The organism is Halosimplex carlsbadense 2-9-1, from assembly GCF_000337455.1.
Taxonomy (GTDB): domain Archaea; phylum Halobacteriota; class Halobacteria; order Halobacteriales; family Haloarculaceae; genus Halosimplex; species Halosimplex carlsbadense.
Genome location: NZ_AOIU01000008.1, coordinates 19,155 through 38,689, shown reverse-complemented (window position 1 = coordinate 38,689; position 19,535 = coordinate 19,155). Strand labels below are relative to the sequence as shown.

General features: G+C 70.2%; 20 protein-coding genes. 11 read left to right on the top strand and 9 right to left on the bottom strand.

Annotated elements, in window-relative coordinates; translation table 11 throughout:
• Positions 1-15 precede the first annotated feature (15 nt).
• Positions 16-882, bottom strand: coding sequence for a hypothetical protein (locus tag C475_RS02960; protein WP_235728428.1), 867 nt, complete (start codon positions 880-882; stop codon positions 16-18).
• A gap of 391 nt (positions 883-1,273) precedes the next feature.
• On the opposite strand from C475_RS02960, the gene pdhA reads away from it, so the two are divergent.
• The 3 genes from pdhA to C475_RS02945 are packed head-to-tail and all read left to right on the top strand — an operon-like array spanning position 1,274 to position 5,043.
• Complete coding sequence (gene pdhA, locus C475_RS02955; protein WP_006882275.1) at positions 1,274-2,377, top strand: pyruvate dehydrogenase (acetyl-transferring) E1 component subunit alpha; 1,104 nt, start codon at positions 1,274-1,276, stop codon at positions 2,375-2,377.
• Between the two features lie 2 nt (positions 2,378-2,379).
• Positions 2,380-3,402 (top strand): alpha-ketoacid dehydrogenase subunit beta, encoded by a 1,023-nt coding sequence (locus C475_RS02950; RefSeq protein WP_006882274.1) that lies wholly within the window; start codon positions 2,380-2,382, stop codon positions 3,400-3,402.
• A 3-nt stretch (positions 3,403-3,405) separates the two neighbouring features.
• Positions 3,406-5,043, top strand: coding sequence for a dihydrolipoamide acetyltransferase family protein (locus tag C475_RS02945; protein WP_006882273.1), 1,638 nt, complete (start codon positions 3,406-3,408; stop codon positions 5,041-5,043).
• 1 nt (position 5,044) lies between these two features.
• Here C475_RS02945 and C475_RS02940 read toward each other — a convergent pair whose 3' ends face one another.
• The gene (locus C475_RS02940) at positions 5,045-5,677 is read right to left on the bottom strand and encodes a hypothetical protein (RefSeq protein WP_006882272.1); all 633 of its coding nucleotides are present in this window, start codon (positions 5,675-5,677) and stop codon (positions 5,045-5,047) included.
• Between the two features lie 294 nt (positions 5,678-5,971).
• Between C475_RS02940 and lpdA the strand changes: the two genes are divergently transcribed.
• Both lpdA and C475_RS02930 read left to right on the top strand, forming a co-directional pair.
• The gene (lpdA, locus tag C475_RS02935; protein WP_006882271.1) at positions 5,972-7,396 is read left to right on the top strand and encodes a dihydrolipoyl dehydrogenase; all 1,425 of its coding nucleotides are present in this window, start codon (positions 5,972-5,974) and stop codon (positions 7,394-7,396) included.
• A gap of 418 nt (positions 7,397-7,814) precedes the next feature.
• Complete coding sequence (locus C475_RS02930; protein ID WP_006882270.1) at positions 7,815-8,594, top strand: SDR family NAD(P)-dependent oxidoreductase; 780 nt, start codon at positions 7,815-7,817, stop codon at positions 8,592-8,594.
• A gap of 87 nt (positions 8,595-8,681) precedes the next feature.
• Here the strand turns inward: C475_RS02930 and C475_RS02925 are convergent, their stop codons facing one another.
• From C475_RS02925 to C475_RS02910, 4 genes are all read right to left on the bottom strand, one after another.
• Positions 8,682-8,936 (bottom strand): hypothetical protein, encoded by a 255-nt coding sequence (locus C475_RS02925; RefSeq protein ID WP_006882269.1) that lies wholly within the window; start codon positions 8,934-8,936, stop codon positions 8,682-8,684.
• A 63-nt stretch (positions 8,937-8,999) separates the two neighbouring features.
• On the bottom strand, positions 9,000-9,932 hold the full coding sequence (locus C475_RS02920; protein ID WP_006882268.1) for a winged helix-turn-helix domain-containing protein: 933 nt from the start codon (positions 9,930-9,932) through the stop codon (positions 9,000-9,002).
• 173 nt (positions 9,933-10,105) lie between these two features.
• Positions 10,106-11,647 carry an alpha/beta hydrolase gene (locus C475_RS02915; RefSeq protein ID WP_006882267.1) on the bottom strand — a complete coding sequence of 514 codons (1,542 nt, stop codon included), beginning with the start codon at positions 11,645-11,647 and terminating at the stop codon, positions 10,106-10,108.
• A gap of 102 nt (positions 11,648-11,749) precedes the next feature.
• The gene (locus C475_RS02910; RefSeq protein ID WP_006882266.1) at positions 11,750-12,757 is read right to left on the bottom strand and encodes a formylglycine-generating enzyme family protein; all 1,008 of its coding nucleotides are present in this window, start codon (positions 12,755-12,757) and stop codon (positions 11,750-11,752) included.
• A gap of 250 nt (positions 12,758-13,007) precedes the next feature.
• Between C475_RS02910 and C475_RS02905 the strand changes: the two genes are divergently transcribed.
• Complete coding sequence (locus tag C475_RS02905; RefSeq protein ID WP_049929960.1) at positions 13,008-13,394, top strand: hypothetical protein; 387 nt, start codon at positions 13,008-13,010, stop codon at positions 13,392-13,394.
• Here C475_RS02905 and C475_RS02900 read toward each other — a convergent pair whose 3' ends face one another.
• Together C475_RS02900 and C475_RS02895 are read right to left on the bottom strand one after the other, a co-directional pair.
• The gene (locus C475_RS02900; protein ID WP_006882264.1) at positions 13,395-13,949 is read right to left on the bottom strand and encodes a mechanosensitive ion channel domain-containing protein; all 555 of its coding nucleotides are present in this window, start codon (positions 13,947-13,949) and stop codon (positions 13,395-13,397) included.
• 299 nt (positions 13,950-14,248) lie between these two features.
• Positions 14,249-14,596 carry a hypothetical protein gene (locus C475_RS02895; RefSeq protein WP_006882263.1) on the bottom strand — a complete coding sequence of 116 codons (348 nt, stop codon included), beginning with the start codon at positions 14,594-14,596 and terminating at the stop codon, positions 14,249-14,251.
• A 171-nt stretch (positions 14,597-14,767) separates the two neighbouring features.
• Here C475_RS02895 and C475_RS02890 point away from each other — a divergent pair, with 171 nt between their 5' ends.
• Positions 14,768-16,195, top strand: a complete 1,428-nt coding sequence (locus tag C475_RS02890; protein WP_006882262.1) for a single-stranded-DNA-specific exonuclease RecJ — start codon at positions 14,768-14,770, stop codon at positions 16,193-16,195.
• A 175-nt stretch (positions 16,196-16,370) separates the two neighbouring features.
• Here C475_RS02890 and C475_RS02885 read toward each other — a convergent pair whose 3' ends face one another.
• Positions 16,371-17,228 (bottom strand): DUF7551 domain-containing protein, encoded by an 858-nt coding sequence (locus tag C475_RS02885; RefSeq protein ID WP_006882261.1) that lies wholly within the window; start codon positions 17,226-17,228, stop codon positions 16,371-16,373.
• A 121-nt stretch (positions 17,229-17,349) separates the two neighbouring features.
• Between C475_RS02885 and C475_RS02880 the strand changes: the two genes are divergently transcribed.
• The 4 genes from C475_RS02880 to C475_RS02865 all read left to right on the top strand — a co-directional run bounded on the left by C475_RS02880 (position 17,350) and on the right by C475_RS02865 (position 19,474).
• Positions 17,350-17,571: a hypothetical protein gene (locus C475_RS02880; RefSeq protein WP_006882260.1), complete on the top strand. Its 222-nt coding sequence runs from the start codon at positions 17,350-17,352 to the stop codon at positions 17,569-17,571.
• Positions 17,572-17,771: 200 nt separating this feature from the next.
• Positions 17,772-18,053, top strand: a complete 282-nt coding sequence (locus C475_RS02875; RefSeq protein WP_006882259.1) for a hypothetical protein — start codon at positions 17,772-17,774, stop codon at positions 18,051-18,053.
• Positions 18,054-18,133: 80 nt separating this feature from the next.
• Positions 18,134-18,460, top strand: coding sequence for a DUF5783 family protein (locus C475_RS02870; RefSeq protein ID WP_006882258.1), 327 nt, complete (start codon positions 18,134-18,136; stop codon positions 18,458-18,460).
• A gap of 93 nt (positions 18,461-18,553) precedes the next feature.
• Positions 18,554-19,474 (top strand): metal-dependent hydrolase, encoded by a 921-nt coding sequence (locus C475_RS02865; RefSeq protein ID WP_006882257.1) that lies wholly within the window; start codon positions 18,554-18,556, stop codon positions 19,472-19,474.
• Positions 19,475-19,535 lie beyond the last annotated feature (61 nt).

Below are 19,535 nucleotides of genomic sequence, written 5' to 3'. Positions count from 1 at the left end.
AGTTGAATCCGCGAGTTACGCCCCGGTGCCCTCGACTTTGCGCTGGCGGTAGGCGACGAGCCCGAACGCGATCACGGCGGCGACGACGATCGGCACGAACAGGAACGTCTGCCCGTAGGTCTCGACGAACTCCGGCGTGAAGGTGATGATCCCGCCGCTGGTCTCGCTGAGCGCCTCGGCGCCGAACGCGAGCGGAAGGATCGCGACCCAGGCGACGAGTCGCTTCAGCGACGAACTCGTGACCGTCGAGCCGTCACGTCCCTCGACCGAGCGCATCCCGAGCAGCGGTTCGATCTTCCCGCGCAGGCGCGGGTAGAGGAACAGCGTCGGAATCGCACCGAAGACGATGCCCGCGACGACGATCTGGATCAGGGCGCCAACGCCCTCGGTGGCCCACACCGTCGCGGGGAGCCACGAGATGGCCTCCAGTTCCTCGACGCCGATGTAGAACTTCCCCACGTCGATGAACCACGCGGCGGTCTCTTCCATCGCCTTCGCGAGCAGGCCGACGCCCGCGATCTGCTTCGGGTCCGTCGGGTCGGTGATCAGCGACATCGCGAAGAACCACGACGCGGTGATGACGAGTAGCCCCTCGACGGCGCCCAGCGCGCTGAAGTCGCCGATGAGGATCTCGCCGAAGACGATCCCGCCGACCGGGATCGCCAGACACGCCCAGAAGGAACGAAAGAGGAGGACGACCGACATCGCGACGAACCAGAACGGCCCGATCGAGACGCCGAGTCCACCCACCGAGAACTCCGGCAGCAGCTCCGTGATCATGCTCTGCAGACCGTGCAGCGACATGACGAGGATGAACACCATCATGTCCCTGTGGTCGAAACTGAATACCCCACTCGAATCCGCTGACGTGGTCGTCGCCATACGGGCGGCGATCCACCGACTCAGCCCTTAATCGCTGGTATGAGCTCTACATCTCCCGATAGATGGGTCGGTACCGAGACGTTCGTCCGGGAGACGATCCTACACCTATTGAACGATCATAGCGCAACCGACTCGCAACACTCCGGCGACCCGGCCGAGCGCGCCAGACCGCTCCCGGCGGCGGCCTGCCCACGAAGGCACGAACCCCGTGTCTGGACGAACGACCAGTTTCGACCCCGTTCGGCCACCGAAATCGTCGATATCTCGGCTTCGGCATCACCGTTTCGCCCACCGCGACCGGCAAGATTGGGACACAGCGAAAGCTATTTACGAAAATCCTTAAGCCGACAGCCCTCCTTGCTCAGGGTATGTTCCCGAGGAGGGAGTTTTCGTGAGTTCCTTGCAGCGCGACCCGGGTGACCGGGTCCAGATCCTCGACGAGGACGGGCAGGTACGGGACGGCGCGACCGTTCCGGATCTGTCCGAGGAGACGCTCGTCGAGATGTACCGGGAGATGAAACTCGCCAGGCACTTCGACCAGCGGGCGGTGAGCCTCCAGCGCCAGGGTCGAATGGGGACCTACCCGCCACTCAGCGGCCAGGAGGCCGCCCAGATCGGGAGCGCCCACGCGCTGGCCGAGGACGACTGGCTGTTCCCGAGTTACCGGGAGCACGCGTCGATGCTCCACAGGGGCCTGTCGCTGGAGCAGACGCTGCTGTACTGGATGGGTCACGAGGAGGGCAACGTCCGCGAGGACGTGAACATCTTCTCCGTCGCCGTACCCATCGCCACCCAGATCCCCCACGCCACGGGAGCCGCCTGGGCCTCGAAGCTCAAAGGCGAGCACAAGGCGTTCCTCTGTTACTTCGGCGACGGCGCCACGAGCGAGGGCGACTTCCACGAGGGGCTCAACTTCGCCGGCGTGTTCGACGTGCCCGCCGTCTTCTTCTGTAACAACAACCAGTGGGCCATCTCCGTCCCGCGCGAGCGCCAGACCGCCAGCGCCACCCTCGCGGGGAAGGCCGACGCCTACGGCTTCGAGGGCGTCCAGGTCGACGGGATGGATCCGCTCGCCGTCTATCAGGTGACCGAGGCCGCCGTCGAGAAGGCCAGACACCCCAACCCCGACGAGCTACGGCCGACGCTGATCGAGGCGGTGCAGTACCGATACGGCGCCCACACGACCGCCGACGACCCCTCCGTGTACCGCGACGACGAGGAGGTCGAGCAGTGGCGGGCGAAAGACCCGATCCCGCGGATGGAGCAGTTCCTCCGCGACCGAGGGACCCTCTACGACGAACGGGTCGCGGCCATCGAGAGCGAGGTCGAAGACGCGGTGGCCGACGCCATCTCGGCGGCGGAGTCGGTCAAGCGCCCCGACCCGGCGGAGCTGTTCGCGCACGTCTACGAAGGGATGCCCGACCGGCTGGACGAACAGCTCGCGTACCTGCGGCGGCTGCGCGACCGACACGGCGACGAAGCCCTGCTGGAGTGACCATGAGCGAGACCACCACCGACACCGACGACGACGTATCGAGCGGCGAATCGCAGAGCCTGACGCTGGTCCAGGCGGTCCGCGACGGGCTGGCGACGGAGATGAGCCGCGACGACCGCGTGCTCGTCATGGGCGAGGACGTCGGCCGGAACGGCGGCGTCTTCCGCGCCACCGAGGGTCTGCTCGACGAGTTCGGCGAGGACCGGGTGATCGACACCCCCCTCGCGGAGTCGGGCATCGTCGGCACCGCCATCGGCATGGCCGCCTACGGACTGCGCCCGGTGCCCGAGATCCAGTTCATGGGGTTCATCTACCCCGCCTTCGACCAGATCGTCTCTCACGCCGCGCGCCTGCGGACGCGATCGCGGGGGGAGTTCACCTGCCCGCTCGTCGTCCGAGCGCCCTACGGCGGCGGCATCCGCGCCCCCGAACACCACTCCGAGTCGAAGGAGGCCTTCTTCGCCCACGAACCCGGTCTCAAGGTCGTGATCCCGAGTACGCCACACGACGCGAAGGGGCTGCTCGCCGCGTCGATCCGCGACCCCGACCCGGTCGTGTTCCTCGAACCGAAGCTCATCTACCGGGCGTTCCGCGAGGACGTGCCCGCGGACGACTACACCGTTCCGCTCGGCGAGGCCGCGGTCCGTCGCGAGGGCACCGACATCTCCGTGTTCACCTGGGGCGCGATGACCCGGCCGACCATGGAGGCGGCCGACGATCTGGCGGGCGAGATCGACGTCGAGGTCGTCGACCTGCGGACGCTGTCGCCGCTGGACGAGGACGCTATCGTCGAGTCGTTCAAGAAGACCGGCCGCGCCGCCGTCGTCCACGAAGCGCCCAAGACGGGCGGCCTGGCCGGCGAGATCACCGCGACCATCCAGGAGGAGGCGCTTTTGTACCAGGAGGCGCCGATCGAGCGGATCACCGGCTTCGACGTGCCGTATCCGCTGTACGCGCTGGAGGACTACTACCTGCCCGAGCCCGAGCGCATCGAAGACGGCATACGGGATGCAGTCGACTTCTGAGCCATGGTCCGCGAGTTCAAGCTCCCCGACGTGGGAGAGGGCGTCGCCGAGGGCGAACTGCTGGAGTGGCACGTCGAACCGGGCGACACCGTCGCCGAGGATCAGGTCGTCGCCGACGTCGAGACCGACAAGGCCGTCGTCGACGTGCCGTCGCCGGTGAACGGCACCGTCCGCGAGTTGCTCGCCGAGCCCGGCGACGTGGTCCCCGTCGGCACGGTTATCATCACTTTCGACGTGGAGGGGGAGGCGCCGCCGGAGAGCGAACGGGACGCCACCACCGATGCGGAGACCGGAGCGGTCGCGGAGGGCGACGGCGACGCCGAAGCGGCCGCCGAGTCGTCGGGCAACGGCCAGGGCGGCCGCGTCTTCGCCGCGCCGAGCGCCCGTCGGCTCGCCCGGGAACTGGGCGTGGAAATCGCCGCCGTCGACGGATCCGGCCCCGGCGGCCGCGTCACCGAGAGCGACGTGCGCGCCGCCGCCGAGAGCCAGCCGGACGAGAGCGACGACGGGAAGCAGCTCAAATCCGCCGTCTCCCGCATCGACGACGGGGAGGACGGGAGCGGGAAGTCGAGCGTGAGCGACGGGCTGTCGTCTGCCGTCTCCCGCGTCGACGACGGCGAGAGCGGCGGTTCCGACGCCGCCGGCGGAGCCGTCGCGGCGGGGGCGGTCGAGGCCGCGGGCCGCGAGCGGACGCTGGCCGCGCCGGCCACCCGGCAGGTCGCCGAGGACCTCGGCGTCGACATCGACGACGTGCCGACCGACGAGGTGCGCGACGGGCAGGCCTTCGTCGACGAGGCCGCCGTCCGCGAGTACGCCGACGCCCAGCAGCGGGCCCAGGAGGCCGACGCCGAGGCGCTCGCCGACGCGAGCGAGGCCGGCGAAGCGGGGCCGCCGACGACGACGGCCGAGAGCGGCGCCGGCCCCGACGCCGTCGAGGCCGCCGAGGGCGATCGACGCGAGCCCTATCGGGGCGTCCGAAAGACCATCGGGCGGGCGATGGAGCGCTCGAAGTTCACCGCGCCCCACGTCACCCACCACGAGAAAGTCGACGCCACCGCGCTCGTGGAGACGCGCGAGAAACTCAAAGCACGTGCCGACGATCGCGGGGTAAAACTCACTTTCGTCCCGTTCGTGATGAAAGCGGTCGCCGCCGCGCTGGACGAGCACCCGGTGCTCAACACGCAGCTCGACGAGGACAACGAGGAGATCGTCTTCAAATCCGACCGGAACTTCGGCGTCGCGGTCGCGACCGACGCGGGGCTGATGGTCCCGGTCGTCGACGGCGTGGACGGGAAGGGCCTGCTGCAACTGGCCTCGGAGACGAACGAACTCGTCGCGAAGTGTCGCGAGCGGTCGATCGCCCGCGAGGAGATGCAGGGCGGCACCTTCACGATCACCAACTTCGGGGCCATCGGCGGCGAGTACGCCACGCCGATCATCAACTACCCCGAGACCGCGATCCTCGGCCTGGGCGCCATCGAGGAGCGCCCCGTGGCCGAGGACGGCGAGGTCGTCGCGCGGGACGTGTTGCCCCTGTCGCTGTCGGTCGACCACCGGGTGATCGACGGCGCCGACGCCGCGCGGTTCGTCGAGACGCTCAAAGAGTACATCGAAGACCCGACGCTACTGCTACTGGAGTGAGTCACAGGTCGTCGAGCAGCGACTCGGTGTATCGGTGGCCGAGGGCGACGCCGACGGCGCCGACGACGGCCGCCGTCGCGAACGTCCGGACGGAGACGCCGAGGTCGCTCTGTCGGAACGGGCCGGCGCTGGCCGTCTCGACGTACGACGCGAGCATCTGTTCGCCGCCGAGGCCGAGCGCGAGCAGTCCGACGGTCGCGAGCGTCGCCAGCCCGCCGGTGCCGAAGCCGACGTAGGTGGCGAACGTCTCGGCCGTGAACAGCCGCTCTGCTTTGCGTTCGGTCAATGGTTCGTTGCGCGCCCGGAAGACGACGACCCCGACCAGTAGCGCCGCGGTTCCGAGTTCGAGCGCGAGCGCGAACAGCCCGACGACGAGGACGATCGGCGACGCCGCCGCCGGGTCGACCGTCGGGAGGTACGACGCCGCGCTCGCCGGATACAGCAGGTACAGCGGGAGCGCCAGCGCCAGCGCGCTCAACAGCAGCGACTGGACCAGCAGCTTCCGCGGTACCGGCTGTGTGAAGTGTGAAAACCGTTCGATGCGGACGCGCTCGTACGCCGAGTCGCTCAGCACCCGCTGGAGGATGGTGTCCTCCGGCAGGTCGTCCGGTCCGTCCGTTGTGTTGCCAGTCATGCGCGAACCCGTTTCCTCCCGGTCGACGGTACCGGTACAAGACCTTTGTGTTGTGCGGGCCGGCGGCAAAAATTCCCACCAAACGCCGCGCTACCGCCCGTTCAGGCGGTTCGAATCCCGGCCGGATCCGCGGTCGAGTACCGACTGCGAGCCGTCGACGTTCGCGTGCTTGCAAGTGCAAGCAAGTCGGACCGGGCGAACGAACGGGGGCCGCCACGCGCGGGTTCCGAAGGCGCCAGCCTCGACCCGCGCGTCAACCCGCCTCTTTTTAGGCGGGCACTCCACCCTCCGACAATGGTCGTCGGAGACGTGACTACCGGAACTGAGGTACTGGTCATCGGGGCGGGGCCGGGCGGCTACGTCGCCGCCATCCGCGCCGGGCAGCTCGGTCTGGACGTGACCCTGGTCGAAAAGGACGCCTACGGCGGCACCTGTCTAAACTACGGCTGTATCCCCTCGAAGGCGCTGATCTCCGCGACGGACGTCGCCCACGACGCCGGCGACGCCGAGGAGATGGGCATCTACGCCGACCCGGCCGTCGACCTGCAGCGCATGGTCGAGTGGAAAGACGGCGTCGTCGACCAGCTGACCGGCGGCGTCGAGAAGCTCTGCAAAGCCAACGGCGTGAACCTCGTCGAAGGACGCGCCGAGTTCGCCAGCGAGGACACCGCCCGCGTCGTCCACGGCGGCGAGGGTCAGGGCTCCGAGACAATCGAGTTCGAGCACGCCATCGTCTCGACGGGGTCGCGACCCATCGAGGTGCCGGGCTTCGAGTTCGACGGCGAGCATATCCTCTCCTCGCGCGAGGCGCTCGCGCTCGACGCCGTGCCAGAGAGCATGGTCGTCGTCGGCGCCGGCTACATCGGGATGGAGCTCTCGACCGTCTACCAGAAGCTCGGCTGCGACGTGACCGTCGTGGAGATGCTCGACGACGTACTGCCCGGCTACGAGGACGACGTGGCCCGCGTCGTCCGCGAGCGCGCCGAGGACCTGGGCGTCGACTTCCACTTCGGCCAGGCCGCCGATAGCTGGGAGGAAGCCGGCGACGGCATCACCGTCCGCACCGAGAACGAAGACGGCGAGATCGCTGAGTTCGGCGCCGAGAAGTGCCTGGTCGCCGTCGGCCGCCGGCCCGTCACGGACACCCTCAATCTGGAGGCGGTCGGGCTCGAACCGAACGAGGACGGCGTCCTCGAAACCGACCACGAGGCCCGGACGGACGTGGACCACGTCTTCGCCGTCGGCGACGTGGCCGGCGAGCCGATGCTGGCCCACACGGCCAGCGCCGAGGGCGAGGTCGCCGCAGAGGTCGTCGCCGGCGAGCCCGCCGCGCTCGACCACCAGGCCATCCCCGCCGCCGTCTTCACCGACCCCGAGATCGGCACCGTCGGGATGACCGAGGACGAGGCCGACGAGGCCGGCTTCGACCCCGTCGTCGGGCAGTTCCCGCTCCGGGCCAACGGCCGCGCACTCACGCTCGGCGAGGACGAGGGGTTCGTCCGCGTCGTCGGCGACGACGACAGCGGCTTCCTGCTGGGCGCCCAGGTCGTCGCCCCCGAGGCCTCCGAGCTGATCGCCGAACTCGCGCTGGCCGTCGAGATGGGCGCACAGCTGGAGGACGTGGCCGCCACGATCCACACCCATCCCACCCTCTCCGAGGCCGTCGGCGAGGCCTGCGCCAACGCGCTCGGGAAGGCCATCCACACACTGAATCGGTAACTGGGCGACGAGCAGTCGCTTTCTGCCGAGTGGATTTCCAACAGTGGCGCGCGCTGTCGAGCGTGTCCGAGCAGTGCGAGGACCGCGAGACGTAGCCGTGCGAGGGACGAGAAGCACAGCGAAGCGAGCATCGCAGTCGGTTGGGGAGGTTGGTGGCGCGGCGCGATACTGTGTGGTTCCTGGTGGACTGAAAGGGCGAGGACCGGTGGCGCGGTCTGCGCGGGCGACTATCCGAGCGAGCGAAGCGAGCGAGGATATCTCGCACAGACCGCGCGAGCGGGCCGAGGGCTTTCAGCGCCTGCGGCTGCTCGCGGTCGAGATCACTTAGAGCGGGTCGAGGGCGCTCAGCAGTACTGTCGCTTCGGATCGGACTTCCCGGAGACGAACGACCAAGGCCCACGGGCACGACGACGGATCCGTGCCACTCGAGTACACGCACACGCCGGTCACGGTCGAGGGAAAGACGGCGGTCCTGATCGGGGCGACGAGCGGGATCGGCCGCGCCATCGCGCTGGGGTTCGCCGAAGAGGGCGCGGACGTGGTCGCCACGTCCCGCTCGGAGGACCGCGTCGCCACCACGGCCGACGAACTCCGCGAGCGCGGCGCGGAGACGCTCGAAGTCACCTGTGACGCGACGGAGCGCGCGGACGTGGTCGCCCTCCGCGACGCCGTGATCGCGGAGTTCGGCAGTATCGACACCCTCGTCTACGCGCCCAGCTACATCGCGCGCGAGTCGATCGACGAGGTCACCGAGGACCAGTGGGACGACGTGTTCGACGTGCAACTCAAGGGTGCGTATCGCGCGACACAGGTGTTCGCCGAGGCGATGGACGACGGGTCGATCCTCCATATCGCCTCCGAGTCGGGCGAGAGCGCGATCCCGAACCTCGCGGCCTACTCCGTCGCGAAGGGCGGGCTGGACACGCTCGTCCGGGTCGCCGCCGAGGAACTCGGCCCGGAGATCCGAGTCAACGCCGTTCGGCCGGGATTTATTGAGAGCGAACAGACCGAGGGGACCTACACGGAGGGCGAGCCGCGCTTCGAGACCATCGAGGCGCGGACCACCCAGGGACGCCTCGGCCGACCGGAGGAGATCGCGGGCGCGGCGATCTACCTGGCGAGCGACGCGGCGAGCTACACGACGGGGGAGATCGTCACCGTCGACGACGGGTTCGGGGCGGCGACGTTCGAGGAGTAGCGAGGGCGACCGCAGGGAGCCCTCGGACACCGAGCGGAGCGCCCGGGCCGCCGCCCATCGGCACTCACCGCCGTACTCGCGCTGGGGTCAACACCCGCCGCCGTAGCCGCGCCGGCGGAGGTACGCCAGTAACGTCAACTGGCCGTACAGCAACGCGAGAGCGACCGGGAACAGCGCCAGCGTGGAGTAGAGATCGCCGAGCGGGAGCCACTCGGCGACCTCCGTTCCGACGACGACCGTGACCGCGCCGATGTACAGCAGCGGCGAGGCCGCCATCGACTGCGCTTCGGCGTACAGACTCGCGAGCCCGTTCGAGTCGGAGTCGACACCGTTCGTCGCCATATCGATCCCTCCGGCTGTCGCCCACTTGAGCGCTCGGCGAACGGATCTTCTATTCACGTTCTGTCATCCTTCGCGGACGGATACCTGGCCCGCTCCGTCGACGGAGACGGCGAGCGTCTCGCCGTCGAGGGTCACGTCGACGGCGACGCGGAGGGGATCGCGCTCGACTACCTCGACGGCGTCGTCGGCGACGAAGGCGGGCTCCCAGACGTGGCAGGCGTCGAGCGGGCGGTCGTGGCGGCGGTAGAAGGCGGCGACGGCGGGGTCGACGAGCAGGCAGAAGCCGACGGGGCCGACGAGACGGCCGCCGCAGGTGTCGCAGGCGACGCGCAGACCCGGCACGGGATCGGCCGGCTCGGGGTCGTCGCGCTCGGTGACGACCCGGGGTTCGACCGGCGCCGAGCACTTCGGGCAGACGCCGGCGAGCGCGCGTTCGATGGCCTGGCGGGCGTACAGCTCGGCCAGCGAGACCACCTCTGGGAGCGTCGCGTCGGCGGCCGCGGCCGGCGGGAGGCTCCAGGCGAACAGCACGTGGTCGCTCTCGCAGGTGACGGCACACCGGCCGTCGCGATAGACCGCGACCGCCGCGCTCGTGCAGGCCGAGCACTCGCTGTCGATGGGTTCGGGACCGAGCGTCCCGCCGTGGGTGTAGGTGCCGGCGAGGATGGCGGCGACCGTCTCGATACCGGTGACCGTCAGGCGGTAGCCGCCATCGTCCTTCCGGACGAAGTTGTCCCGGAGCTCGTTGAGGTGGTAGCGAAACCGCCCGGAGTCGCGAACGCCGACGCGCTTGCGCAGGTCGGCGAACCCCATCGGCTCGACCGCTCGCTCGCGGTGGGCGCTCGCGAGTTCCCGGAGGATATCCACCCGAAGCGGGTCCGACAGCGCCGCGAACGCCTCGGAGGGGTCGACTCGCTGCTCGGCGGCAGTTCCCGACGCCGCTTCGGCGTCGCCCTCTTCGTCGTCGCGCTCCGCGTCTCCGTCCGGTGGTGTCACGGCCGCGACCCTCCCGTACCTGCCCCACGCATACGCGACCGTTCAGGGTCGACGGGCACAAATCCATCGGCCGGCCACGGACGGGGTGGCCCGCCGACGGCAGACGGCGCGACCGGCCGACGGTGAACGACCTGACCGACCGCGGGATCGACAGACCGGCCGCCCGGCGACCGCTACAGCCCCGTTGTCCAGTCGGCGAGGTCGGTGACCAGGTCTCGGGCGACGCTGTCTGCGAAGAGGTACTCCGTCTGCAACGACGGCTCGGCACCGGGCTGGAACAGGTGCGACAGGTCGGGGTAGCGCTCGAAGCGGTGGGCGTCGGCGTCGTCGATCCCCTCGCGCCAGCCCGTCATCGCGGGGTCGATGGGGATCTGGAAGTCCCGACCGCCGTGGGCGAACAGGAGGTCCGCGTCGATACGGTTGGCGGTCGCGACCTGGTCGTACTCGTAGAACGTCTTCCACCAGATCCCCGGGAGCGGGCCGATCGGCCGGTCGTCGGCGACCGATCCGTCTTCGACGGCGCTCATCAGCTGCGTCACCGCCGCGAGCTGTTGCTCCTCCCGGGCGGACAGGCCGCCCTGGACCTCGAAGATGTGTCGTACCTGTCCGGGATAGACTTCGGTGAACGGGCGCGCGTTCCCCGCGAGGACCGCGCCGCCGGCGACCCGTCCGTCGCGCTCGGCGATCCGGGGGACGCATGCGGCGCCGAGGCTGTGGCCCGCGACGGCCGACCGCTCGGGGTCGACCTCGGGCTGGTCGCGGAGGACCCCCAGCGCGTGGACGGCGTCGTCGACGACGATGTCGTCGATAGCCCACTCGGCGCGGGACACGTCACAGGCGTAGGTCCGCTTCTCGTACCGGAGGACTGCGACGCCACGGGTGGCGAGTCCCTGGGCGATGTCGCGGAAGGGCTTGTTCGGGCCGATCGTCTCGTCGCGGTCGTGCGGGCCACTGCCGTGGACGAGGACGACGCCGGGGACTGTACCGGAATCCGTCGCGGTCGCGGTCGCCGTCCCGCCACCGCTCGCACCGGCGGGGACCGTCAGCGTCGCCGGGAGCGAACACCCCTCGGGTTCGAGCGTCAGCGTCCGCTCGGTGAACGCCGCGTCGTCGACGTACTCGGGGGCGCTGTACTCGCCCGAGAACCACAGGCCGCCAATCCGGCCGCCACCGGCCCCGGCGACTTCGATTCTGGCCGACCCCTGCGCGCACTCGACCGGGACGAGGGCGACATCCGAGCCCCGGTCAGTGGTCGTCTCGACGCTCCCGACGGACCGGACGGCACCGTGTTGGGCCTGCAGTCCCAGCCAGTAGCGTTCGAGCGTGGGGCGCGTCACCGCCGACGCGAGGTCGGGAGTGAACATCGCGTGGGCGGCGTCGAACTCGCCCGCCCGAAGGTGTGCGAGGAACTCGCGAGCGACGGCGGGCTCGGTCGGCGTGGACGTGACCGTCGCCGTGGGGGACGGGGTCGGCGTCGCCGTCGGTGGGGCGGTCGGCGGCGCGGTCGTCGGCGCGACCGTCGGGGAGGGCGTTGCGGGCGCGGAAGGCGTCGGACTCGGCGCCGGCGTGTCGGTCTCGGCGGGCGTCGGCGAACCGTCGGTCCCGTCGGCGCCCTCGTTACAGCCGGCGAGGGCGCCGACGGCCGCGAGACCGGCGACCGAGCGGAGGAGTCGTCTGCGCGACGCGTCTGGGGAGGGGTCAGGGTCGGGCTGCATCGTCACTCGAGGCCACTCCCGGACGGGCCTTCAGCGTGTGGTGAACGGTATTTCTATCCGTGATCCGAACGGTTTCGCGACCCGACGGTCGTACCCGCCCGCTCACGCCGCGTCGACGACGCAGCGAAAGCCGATGTTGCCCGTCGAGCTGTCGGGACCGTTCTTCGACCGGGCGGCCAGCCGGTATCGGTTGCACCACGACTCGTGACAGAGGTGCGAACCGCCGCGCATCACCCGCTCGTCCCCGTCTCCGGGCCCGGTCGGGTTCTCGCGGTCGGAGGCCGAAGTCGTGTGATACTCGGCGTCGAACCAGTCGCGACACCACTCCCAGACGTTGCCACAGACGTTGAACAGGCCGGAGTCGTTGGGATCGAAGGCGTCGACCGGTGCGGTCGCGCGGTAGCCGTCGGCGGCCGTGTTGCGCTCGGGGAACTCCCCCTGCCAGACGTTACAGCGGTGTTCGCCGTCGGGTTCGAGATGGTCGCCCCACGGGAACCGCGTCCCCTTGCGGCCGCCCCGGGCGGCCCGCTCCCACTCGGCCTCGGTGGGGAGGCGCTTGCCCGCCCAGTCGGCGTAGGCCGCCGCGTCGCGGTGTGAGACGTGGGTGACCGGGTGTGTCAGCAGGTCGTCGGCGACGACGCTCGAACTCGGGCCGCGGGGGTGGAACCAGTCGGCGCCGGCGACGGCGACCCACCAGTCCGCACCGGGGGCGCGGTCGCGGACGTGTTCGCGGTCGGACTCGGCGAGGAAGTCCTCGAAGACGAACGACCAGCCGAAGCGTTCGGCGTCGGTGGTGTGGCCCGTTTCGCGGACGAATTCGAGGAACTCGGCGTTCGTGACGGCGTAGCGGTCGACGTAGTAGGCGTCGGTCGCGACCTCGCGGGCCGGCCCCTCGCCGTCCTCGGGGAACCCCACGTCGGAGTCGGTACCCATCCGGAAGCGCCCCGCGTCGACGCGGACCATCCGGTCGGTGCGCGGGTCGTCGCCGGTGGCGGGCTCGGTGCGCCACTCGTCGCTCGGCGAGTCGGCGGTCGCAGGGTCGGTGTCCGTCGGGGCCGAGTCGTCCGCTCCACGGCCGGGGCCACAGCACGCGCGGTCGTCATCGCTCACGTCCGCGCTTCGAGCGGCGCGGACGAAACGGTTTGGGTGCGAGCGGGTGTCGTAGGGGGTGTACCGGGGCTGCAAGCGACGACGCGACGACCGGACACCGGACGGCACCGGGGATTTCAGGCTGTCCGCGGTCGCGGCCGGTGTTTCCGTGCTGTCGCGGAGGATGTCGGACGGTGACGTCCCCGCTCTCCGAGAGATCCCGCTCGCTCCCGGGCGTGGATTTAATGGCGCAGGGGGCATGGTGGCGGACATGGACATCCGGGACGCAGTCGAGGCGGACGCGGAGCGGCTGGCGGAACTCACGGGGTCGCCACAGGACGTGATGCGCAACCTCGTCCACGACCGGACCGTCCGCGTCGCGACCGACGGCGAGACCATCGAGGGGTTCGTCAGCTACGACGCGCGCGAGGAGACGGTCCACGTCACGCAGCTCGAAGGCACAGACGGCGTGCGCGACCGCCTGCTCGGGGAACCGATCCGCTTCGCCGACTCGGAAGGGATGGCCGTCGAGTTGCTCGTCCCGGAGGACGAGGGCGCCACGCGCGACACCGCCGAGGACGCCGGCTTCGAGCGGACCGGGTCCGGCCCGACCTTCGAGGGCCAGCCGACCGTCCGCTACCGGCTCGACCCGTCGTAGCTACGCGCTGTCGCTCTCTTTCGTCCAGCGCTTCTCCACGTCGCGGTTCGCGAGGACGACCGTCTCGCCGTCGTCGAGTTCGAAGCGGCTCTTGCGGAGTTCGATCGCCCGCACGGTCCCGGTCATCGACTGGGTGGTCACGCGGTCGCCGGGGTTGAAATCGGGGTCCCGCAGGAGGTAGATGCCGGCGACGGCGTCCTCGATCATGCTCGACAGCGCGTAGGAGACGCCCAGTGCGAGGAAGCCGGTCGCCGTCCCGAGACTCGCCGCGATAGCGCCCAGTCCGAGGATGTTCAGGAGGACGAGCGCGGCGCCGAACCAGAGGAAGACGCCGACGATGGTCACCCACAGCTGGGCGATCAGGTCCTGGTCGGCCGGATAGACTCCGGTGAAGAACCGCCGAACGACCGACAGGACGACCGTGATCGCGAGGTAGGCGAGCGAGACGAAGACGATCGCCATGACCAGCCGCGGGACCGCCTCGGTGAGCGCGGCCCCGAGTTCGTCCACCGTCTCGGCCGCGAGGTCGACGACGAAATCGACGGGCGTCTGCATAGCGGCCCCAATGAACCGGCGATCCAAGAGTTTCGGGGGCGGTCGGGCGTGGAGCGGTGTGGTAACCGTGGCGGAGCGGGGCGGTGGCGGAGCGGATGCGGTGGTGAAGCGGGGCAGTGGCGGAGCGGTGGCGGAGCGGTGGCGGTGGCGGAAGCGGTCGAACGTCCGGCGAGCGGAGCGAGCCGGTTCCCCGGAATCGAGCGGAGCGAGATTCCGGCTTTTTCACCCATGTTTTTGCCGCCCGGGGTCCCCACAGCGCGCCTCCGGCGCGCGAGGAACCCCGGGCGGGAAAAAGATGGTTAGAGAAACTCCCGAACTTCGGAGTACCACATGTCGTGGTGGTCGAGGGCGTCGACGGCGCGGGCGATGCGGACGGCGATGGCGTGCCAGCACAGCTCCTCGGGGTCGTCGTCGTTGAGGTTGTACTCGGCGTCCTTGCAGTCACAGGAGTCGTCCTCGATGACGTACTCCTCGTCGAAGCCGACGACGACGGTGAAATCGCGGTACTCCTTGACGCGTCGCTCGGCGACCGCATCGATAGCGCGGGCCCCGCGCTCGCCGTGGAGGTCGAGAAGCCGGTCGACGACTTCGGGGCTGAGTTCGCCCCGGTCGGCGAGCGCGGCCTCCCAACGGTCGACCGCGTTCACGATACCGACGGTTGGAGATACCCGAACTAAACAGGTTCGGTGCGGCGGGGAGCGCAGCGTCTCACGCCCGAACGCCGGCCTCACGCGCTCGTCAGCCCCACGTCCGACGCGCGGCGGACATCGGTCGAACACCCGGACGCTTAAACCCGAAGCCGCGATAAGAAACGCTCGATGAGCACGACCGGGCCGGTTCCCGACCTGGCGGGACGAGCGAGCGCCTGCGCCGACAGACTGCTGGAGAGCGACGCGGTGCTGCTGGCGTCGCACATCGACGCGGACGGGCTGACGAGCGCGGCCGTGGCGTCGACGGCACTGGAGCGGGCCGGCCTGGCCTTCGAGACGGTGTTCAAGAAACAGCTCGACGAGACCGAAATCGCGACGATCGCGGCTCGGGAGTACGACACCGTGCTGTTCACGGACTTCGGGAGCGGGCAACTCGACGCCATCGCCGCCCACGAGCGGGCGGGCGACTTCGACCCCGTGATCGCCGACCACCACCAGCCCGCCGACGCGGAGACGGAGTTTCACCTCAACCCGCTGCTGGAGGGCATCGACGGGGCGTCGGAACTGTCGGGCGCGGGTGCGGCGTACGTCCTCGCCCGCGCGCTCGAAGAGCGGGGCGGTCAGTCGACGGGCAACCGCGACCTGGCGGCGCTGGCGGTCGTCGGGGCCGTCGGCGACATGCAGGCGGTCGGCGGCGAACTCGTCGGGGCCAACCGAGGGATCGTCGAGGAGGGCGTCGAGGCCGGGGTGCTGGCGGAGGGGACGGACCTGTCGCTGTACGGCAAGCAGACCCGGCCGCTGCCGAAGCTGTTCGAGTACGCGACGGAGGTGCAGATCCCGGGCGTCTCGGGCGACGAAGCCGGTTCGGTCCGCTTTCTGGAGGGGCTGGACGTGGACCTCAAGGAAGCGGGCGAGTGGCGGACGTGGGTCGACCTGAGCGACGGCGAACGGCAGACGGTCGCGAGCGCGCTGGTGAAACACGCCGTCCAGCGCGGGGTCCCCGCGAAGAAGATCAACACGCTCGTCGGGACGACCTACGAACTCGTCGACGAGCCGCGGGGAACGGAGCTGCGCGACGCCAGCGAGTTCTCGACGTTGCTGAACGCGACCGCGCGCTACGAGCGAGCGGACGTTGGTCTCGGCGTGTGTCTGGGGAACCGCGAGGGGGCGCTGGACCGCGCGCAGACGCTCCTCTCGAACCACCGGCGGAACCTCTCGGAGGGGCTGGAGTACGTCCGTCGGGAGGGGGTCACACACGAGGACCACCTCCAGTGGTTCGACGCCGGCGACGCGATCCGCGAGACGATCGTCGGGATCGTCGCCGGGATGGCGCTGGGAACCGACGGCGTCTCGGCGAGCAAACCCATCGTCGCGCTCGCCCGGAAGAACGAGGAGGAGACGAAGGTGTCGGCCCGCGGGACCGGGACGCTCGTCCGCGAGGGCCTGGACCTGTCGGCGGTGATGGGCGAGGCCTCCCGGTCGGTCGGCGGCGACGGCGGCGGCCACGACATCGCCGCCGGCGCGACCGTCCCCGCCGGCACAGAGCAGGCGTTCGTCGACGCCGCCGACGACATCGTCGCCGACCAGACCGGCTGACTCGCGAGTCCGTTTTCGCCGCCGATCCGACCGGTCCAGAGCGACCGGCACGGCGCGGCTGCGCCGGTTCGATATAGCCGAATGCGGTTTATCGCCGCGGATCGGTCGACGGCCGGCGAGTGGAGAGGGTAGCGACGAAAAGGGGCGAACGGCCGGAGATCGCCGCCGTCGGCGCTTAGCCGTCGACCGGCGTCGCGGTGTCGAGCGAGCCGGCGGTCGGGCCGGCGGCGGAGAGGGAGATCCGCCAGCCGTCGTCAACGGGGGTGGCGGTCGCGGCGACCCGTGGGGAGCCTGCCGTGCGGCGGACCGTCTCGGCCGAGAGCGGGAGCGTCGGGAGGCGCCCCTCGCGGGGCTGGAGTTCGTAGCCCCGGACGGTCACCGCTCGGGGCCGGTCCCAGTGGCCGTCGACGAGGGCGAAGCCGCCGATCAGTCCGACCGACCGGAGGTGCGCGAGCGCGGCGCGGACGGGGCGAGCGCTCCCTTCGGTGGCGGGAAGGTGCGCGCTGGCGCGCTGGAGGGCGTCCGCGCGGGCCGGTTCGGGGAGCCGCGACTGCAACTCGGTCGCCATCGTCGCGAGCAACTGGAGACAGAGGCGGTCGCGGTCGGGCGTTCGCTCGGCGGCCGCGAGGTACTCGTCCATCACCGCGCGCTCGACGCCGGCGTGGTCGCTCGCCGACAGCGCCTCGAACACCGCTCCGGCCAGGTCGTGACAGTACGCCACCAGCGCGCGTTGGGAGGGGGACTCGCTCGCCGCGGTCGGCGGGAACGACCATGCACGGTCTGAGGGGCCCGCGTCGCTCTCACAGACCACGAAATCGTACCACGGCGCGCGCGGGTCGTACCGCCGGAGGGTCGCCCGGTAGGCGTGGGCCACTCGTACCGCCTGCACCGCCGTCTCGCGGTCCGGGAACCGCCGGCCGTCGACGGGAACCGGTCGCTCGCCCGTCCGCCCACACTGCACGTAGTACTCCCCCGACGGCTCGGCGAGCCCCTCCAGCTCGGCCCTGATATCCGTGAGCGTTCGTCCAATCATTTTAGGCATGCCTAAAACACCGCGGTATATAACAGCGGGTGGTTTCCGGTAGCACGGACGGTGCGCGGAATGGGGCGTCGGGTCGTGAGGTCTATGAGGGCGGCTACCGAGTCTCCGGTCGATGGCTGTCGCGGAGCGCGACGCGTTCGACCTGGTGCTCGTCGCCGTAGCCCTGGTGCTCGTCGTCGGCCCATCGGTCACCGCCTCGAACCCGACCGCGGCCGTCGGCCCAGTGGTGAGCGCAGTCGCGTCGCTCGGCCCGGTCGCATATCTGGTCGGATTCGCTATCAGCGGGTTCCTGTTCATGGCCTACGCCATGCTGTACCTGCCGACCACGCAGTGACGCTCGCGGACGAGCCCAGATCCCGCTAGAGGAGGCTGTACTCGGTCGAAATCCACGAGCAGCGGCGCGGCGCCGATCGTTCGATAAACTTCATACCGATATATCGAACGGCGACCGCAGCGGGATACGACTACCGGGGGCGGGGAGCGGCGGCGACGGGTGGCAGATATATATGCGAGAGGCAGTAACGTGGGCCACGTATGGCTACGAAACCGGCGCAACCGCTGACAGACGACGGAAAGCTACTGTTCGGGGCTGGGTTCGTCTTCGGGGTGATGGTGACGCTGGTGTTGCTGGGGGTCGTGGTAGCGGTCGCCGTGTCGAACGGGGGATCGATGCCGACGACGGTGGTCGCGACGGTGGCGGGGGGAATCGTCTTCGCCGGTATCGTCGGGAGCGGGCTGTTCCTGCTCGCGTTCCCGGAGAACCGCACGCGGATACCGGTCGAGGACGTCGACTTCGGGATCGGCGACGAGGAGTGACCGGCGCCAGAGTGCGGCCGGGCGGTCGCGGGACGGCCGAGACGGACGACTTTTGTCGGCGGTGGCCCTGTCTTGGGCCAATGGCCGAGTTCGACCCCGAGAAGTTCGAGGACAAGTACGCGAACTACTTCACCGAACTTCAGCGCGCGTACAAGGGCGCCTTCGAGACGATGAACGACCGCTACGACTCGGAGTTGATCCACGCTATCGACCAGCGGATCCTCGCCGAGAGCGAACCGTTCTACGAAGGCGATGGCGAGTTCCGGATCGACCTCCCCGACGACCCCACCGACCGGTTGTCCGGTGTCGTCGTCGCCGACGACGAGAAGGTCGAGACGATCCTGGAGCGGTACGTCGAGGAGATCGAGACCGAGATCCGGTCGGTGTTCGGACTCGACGGGGAGTAATCGCACGCTCGACGGACGGTGCCGTGATTCTCGGCGAAGTGTGCTATCGGATCCCGCGAGACACTTATCTCTCCGCGTAGCGAAGCGAGCGTGATGTTCGTCGGCCACGCCTGTCTCGCGTTCGCCATCGCCGCCGTCGGGGCCGACCGACTGGGGTGGTCACGGGAGCGCTCACTGCAGGTGGCCGTTCTCGCGGGACTGTTCGCTACGCTCCCCGACGTGGACGTGGTCTACGGCCTGTCAGGCTTGGTCGCGCCCGCGGCGGGAGCGGGGCCTATTCCCGTCGAGTCGTTCTGGGACGCCGGCAACCGCGTCCACCGCGGGGTCACACACGCGCTTCCCGTCGCCGCGGTCGTCACCGCCGCGGCCTGGCTCGTCGGGCGGTCCGAATCGGTCGCGCGCGCGACCGGTGCCGCGGCGTTCGCGGCGCTCGTCCCGGTCGTGGTCGCCGTCAGCGGCGGACTGGCCGGAGCGGTGACGGCGGTGTTCGTCGTCTGCGCGGGCGGACTCGTCGAACTCGCCCGTCGTCGGGACGTGTCGCCGCGAGTCCTGGCGAGCGCGGCGTTCGTCGGCCTGTTCACCCACCCCTTCGGCGACCTGCTCACCGGGGAGCCGCCCGCGCTGTTGTACCCGTTCGACCTGACGCTGATCGCCGAACGAGTCGTCCTCTCGGCGGATCCGACGCTGCACCTGCTCGGCGCGTTCGGGGTCGAACTCGCGACGGTCTGGCTGGCGCTGGCCGCCTACTTCCGGGTCACCGGGAAGCGCCCGGCCGCGCACGTCGACCGCCGGGCGGTGCTGGGCGTCGCCTACGCGGGGGCCGCGCTCGCGCTCCCCGCGCCCACGCTGGAGGTGTCGTATCAGTTCGTCTTCAGCGTGCTCGCCGTCGGGTTCGTCGGCGTCGCGCCGCCGTCGCTCGACCGGCTTCGGACCTGGCGGGCCGGCGTGACCGCCCTCGCGGCCGTCAGCCTCGCGGTCGTCGCTTACGCCGCGGTGTATCTGGTCGCCGGATGAGTCGAGCGGCCGACGGATCGGCGCCGCTGCCGGCGGCGGGCCGACGAGAGCCAGCGCGCAG

Bases quoted from the DNA above. Each gene is read 5' to 3' on its own strand.
- C475_RS02890 (WP_006882262.1), top strand. From the start codon at position 14,768: ATGAGCACGACCGGGCCGGTTCCCGACCTGGCGGGACGAGCGAGCGCC.
- C475_RS02885 (WP_006882261.1), bottom strand. From the start codon at position 17,228: ATGATTGGACGAACGCTCACGGATATCAGGGCCGAGCTGGAGGGGCTC.
- C475_RS02905 (WP_049929960.1), top strand. From the start codon at position 13,008: ATGGACATCCGGGACGCAGTCGAGGCGGACGCGGAGCGGCTGGCGGAA.
- C475_RS02880 (WP_006882260.1), top strand. From the start codon at position 17,350: ATGGCTGTCGCGGAGCGCGACGCGTTCGACCTGGTGCTCGTCGCCGTA.
- C475_RS02940 (WP_006882272.1), bottom strand. From the start codon at position 5,677: ATGACTGGCAACACAACGGACGGACCGGACGACCTGCCGGAGGACACC.
- C475_RS02875 (WP_006882259.1), top strand. From the start codon at position 17,772: ATGGCTACGAAACCGGCGCAACCGCTGACAGACGACGGAAAGCTACTG.
- C475_RS02945 (WP_006882273.1), top strand. From the start codon at position 3,406: ATGGTCCGCGAGTTCAAGCTCCCCGACGTGGGAGAGGGCGTCGCCGAG.
- C475_RS02900 (WP_006882264.1), bottom strand. From the start codon at position 13,949: ATGCAGACGCCCGTCGATTTCGTCGTCGACCTCGCGGCCGAGACGGTG.
- C475_RS02960 (WP_235728428.1), bottom strand. From the start codon at position 882: ATGGCGACGACCACGTCAGCGGATTCGAGTGGGGTATTCAGTTTCGAC.
- C475_RS02925 (WP_006882269.1), bottom strand. From the start codon at position 8,936: ATGGCGACGAACGGTGTCGACTCCGACTCGAACGGGCTCGCGAGTCTG.
- lpdA (WP_006882271.1), top strand. From the start codon at position 5,972: ATGGTCGTCGGAGACGTGACTACCGGAACTGAGGTACTGGTCATCGGG.
- C475_RS02870 (WP_006882258.1), top strand. From the start codon at position 18,134: ATGGCCGAGTTCGACCCCGAGAAGTTCGAGGACAAGTACGCGAACTAC.
- C475_RS02865 (WP_006882257.1), top strand. From the start codon at position 18,554: ATGTTCGTCGGCCACGCCTGTCTCGCGTTCGCCATCGCCGCCGTCGGG.
- C475_RS02915 (WP_006882267.1), bottom strand. From the start codon at position 11,647: ATGCAGCCCGACCCTGACCCCTCCCCAGACGCGTCGCGCAGACGACTC.
- C475_RS02950 (WP_006882274.1), top strand. From the start codon at position 2,380: ATGAGCGAGACCACCACCGACACCGACGACGACGTATCGAGCGGCGAA.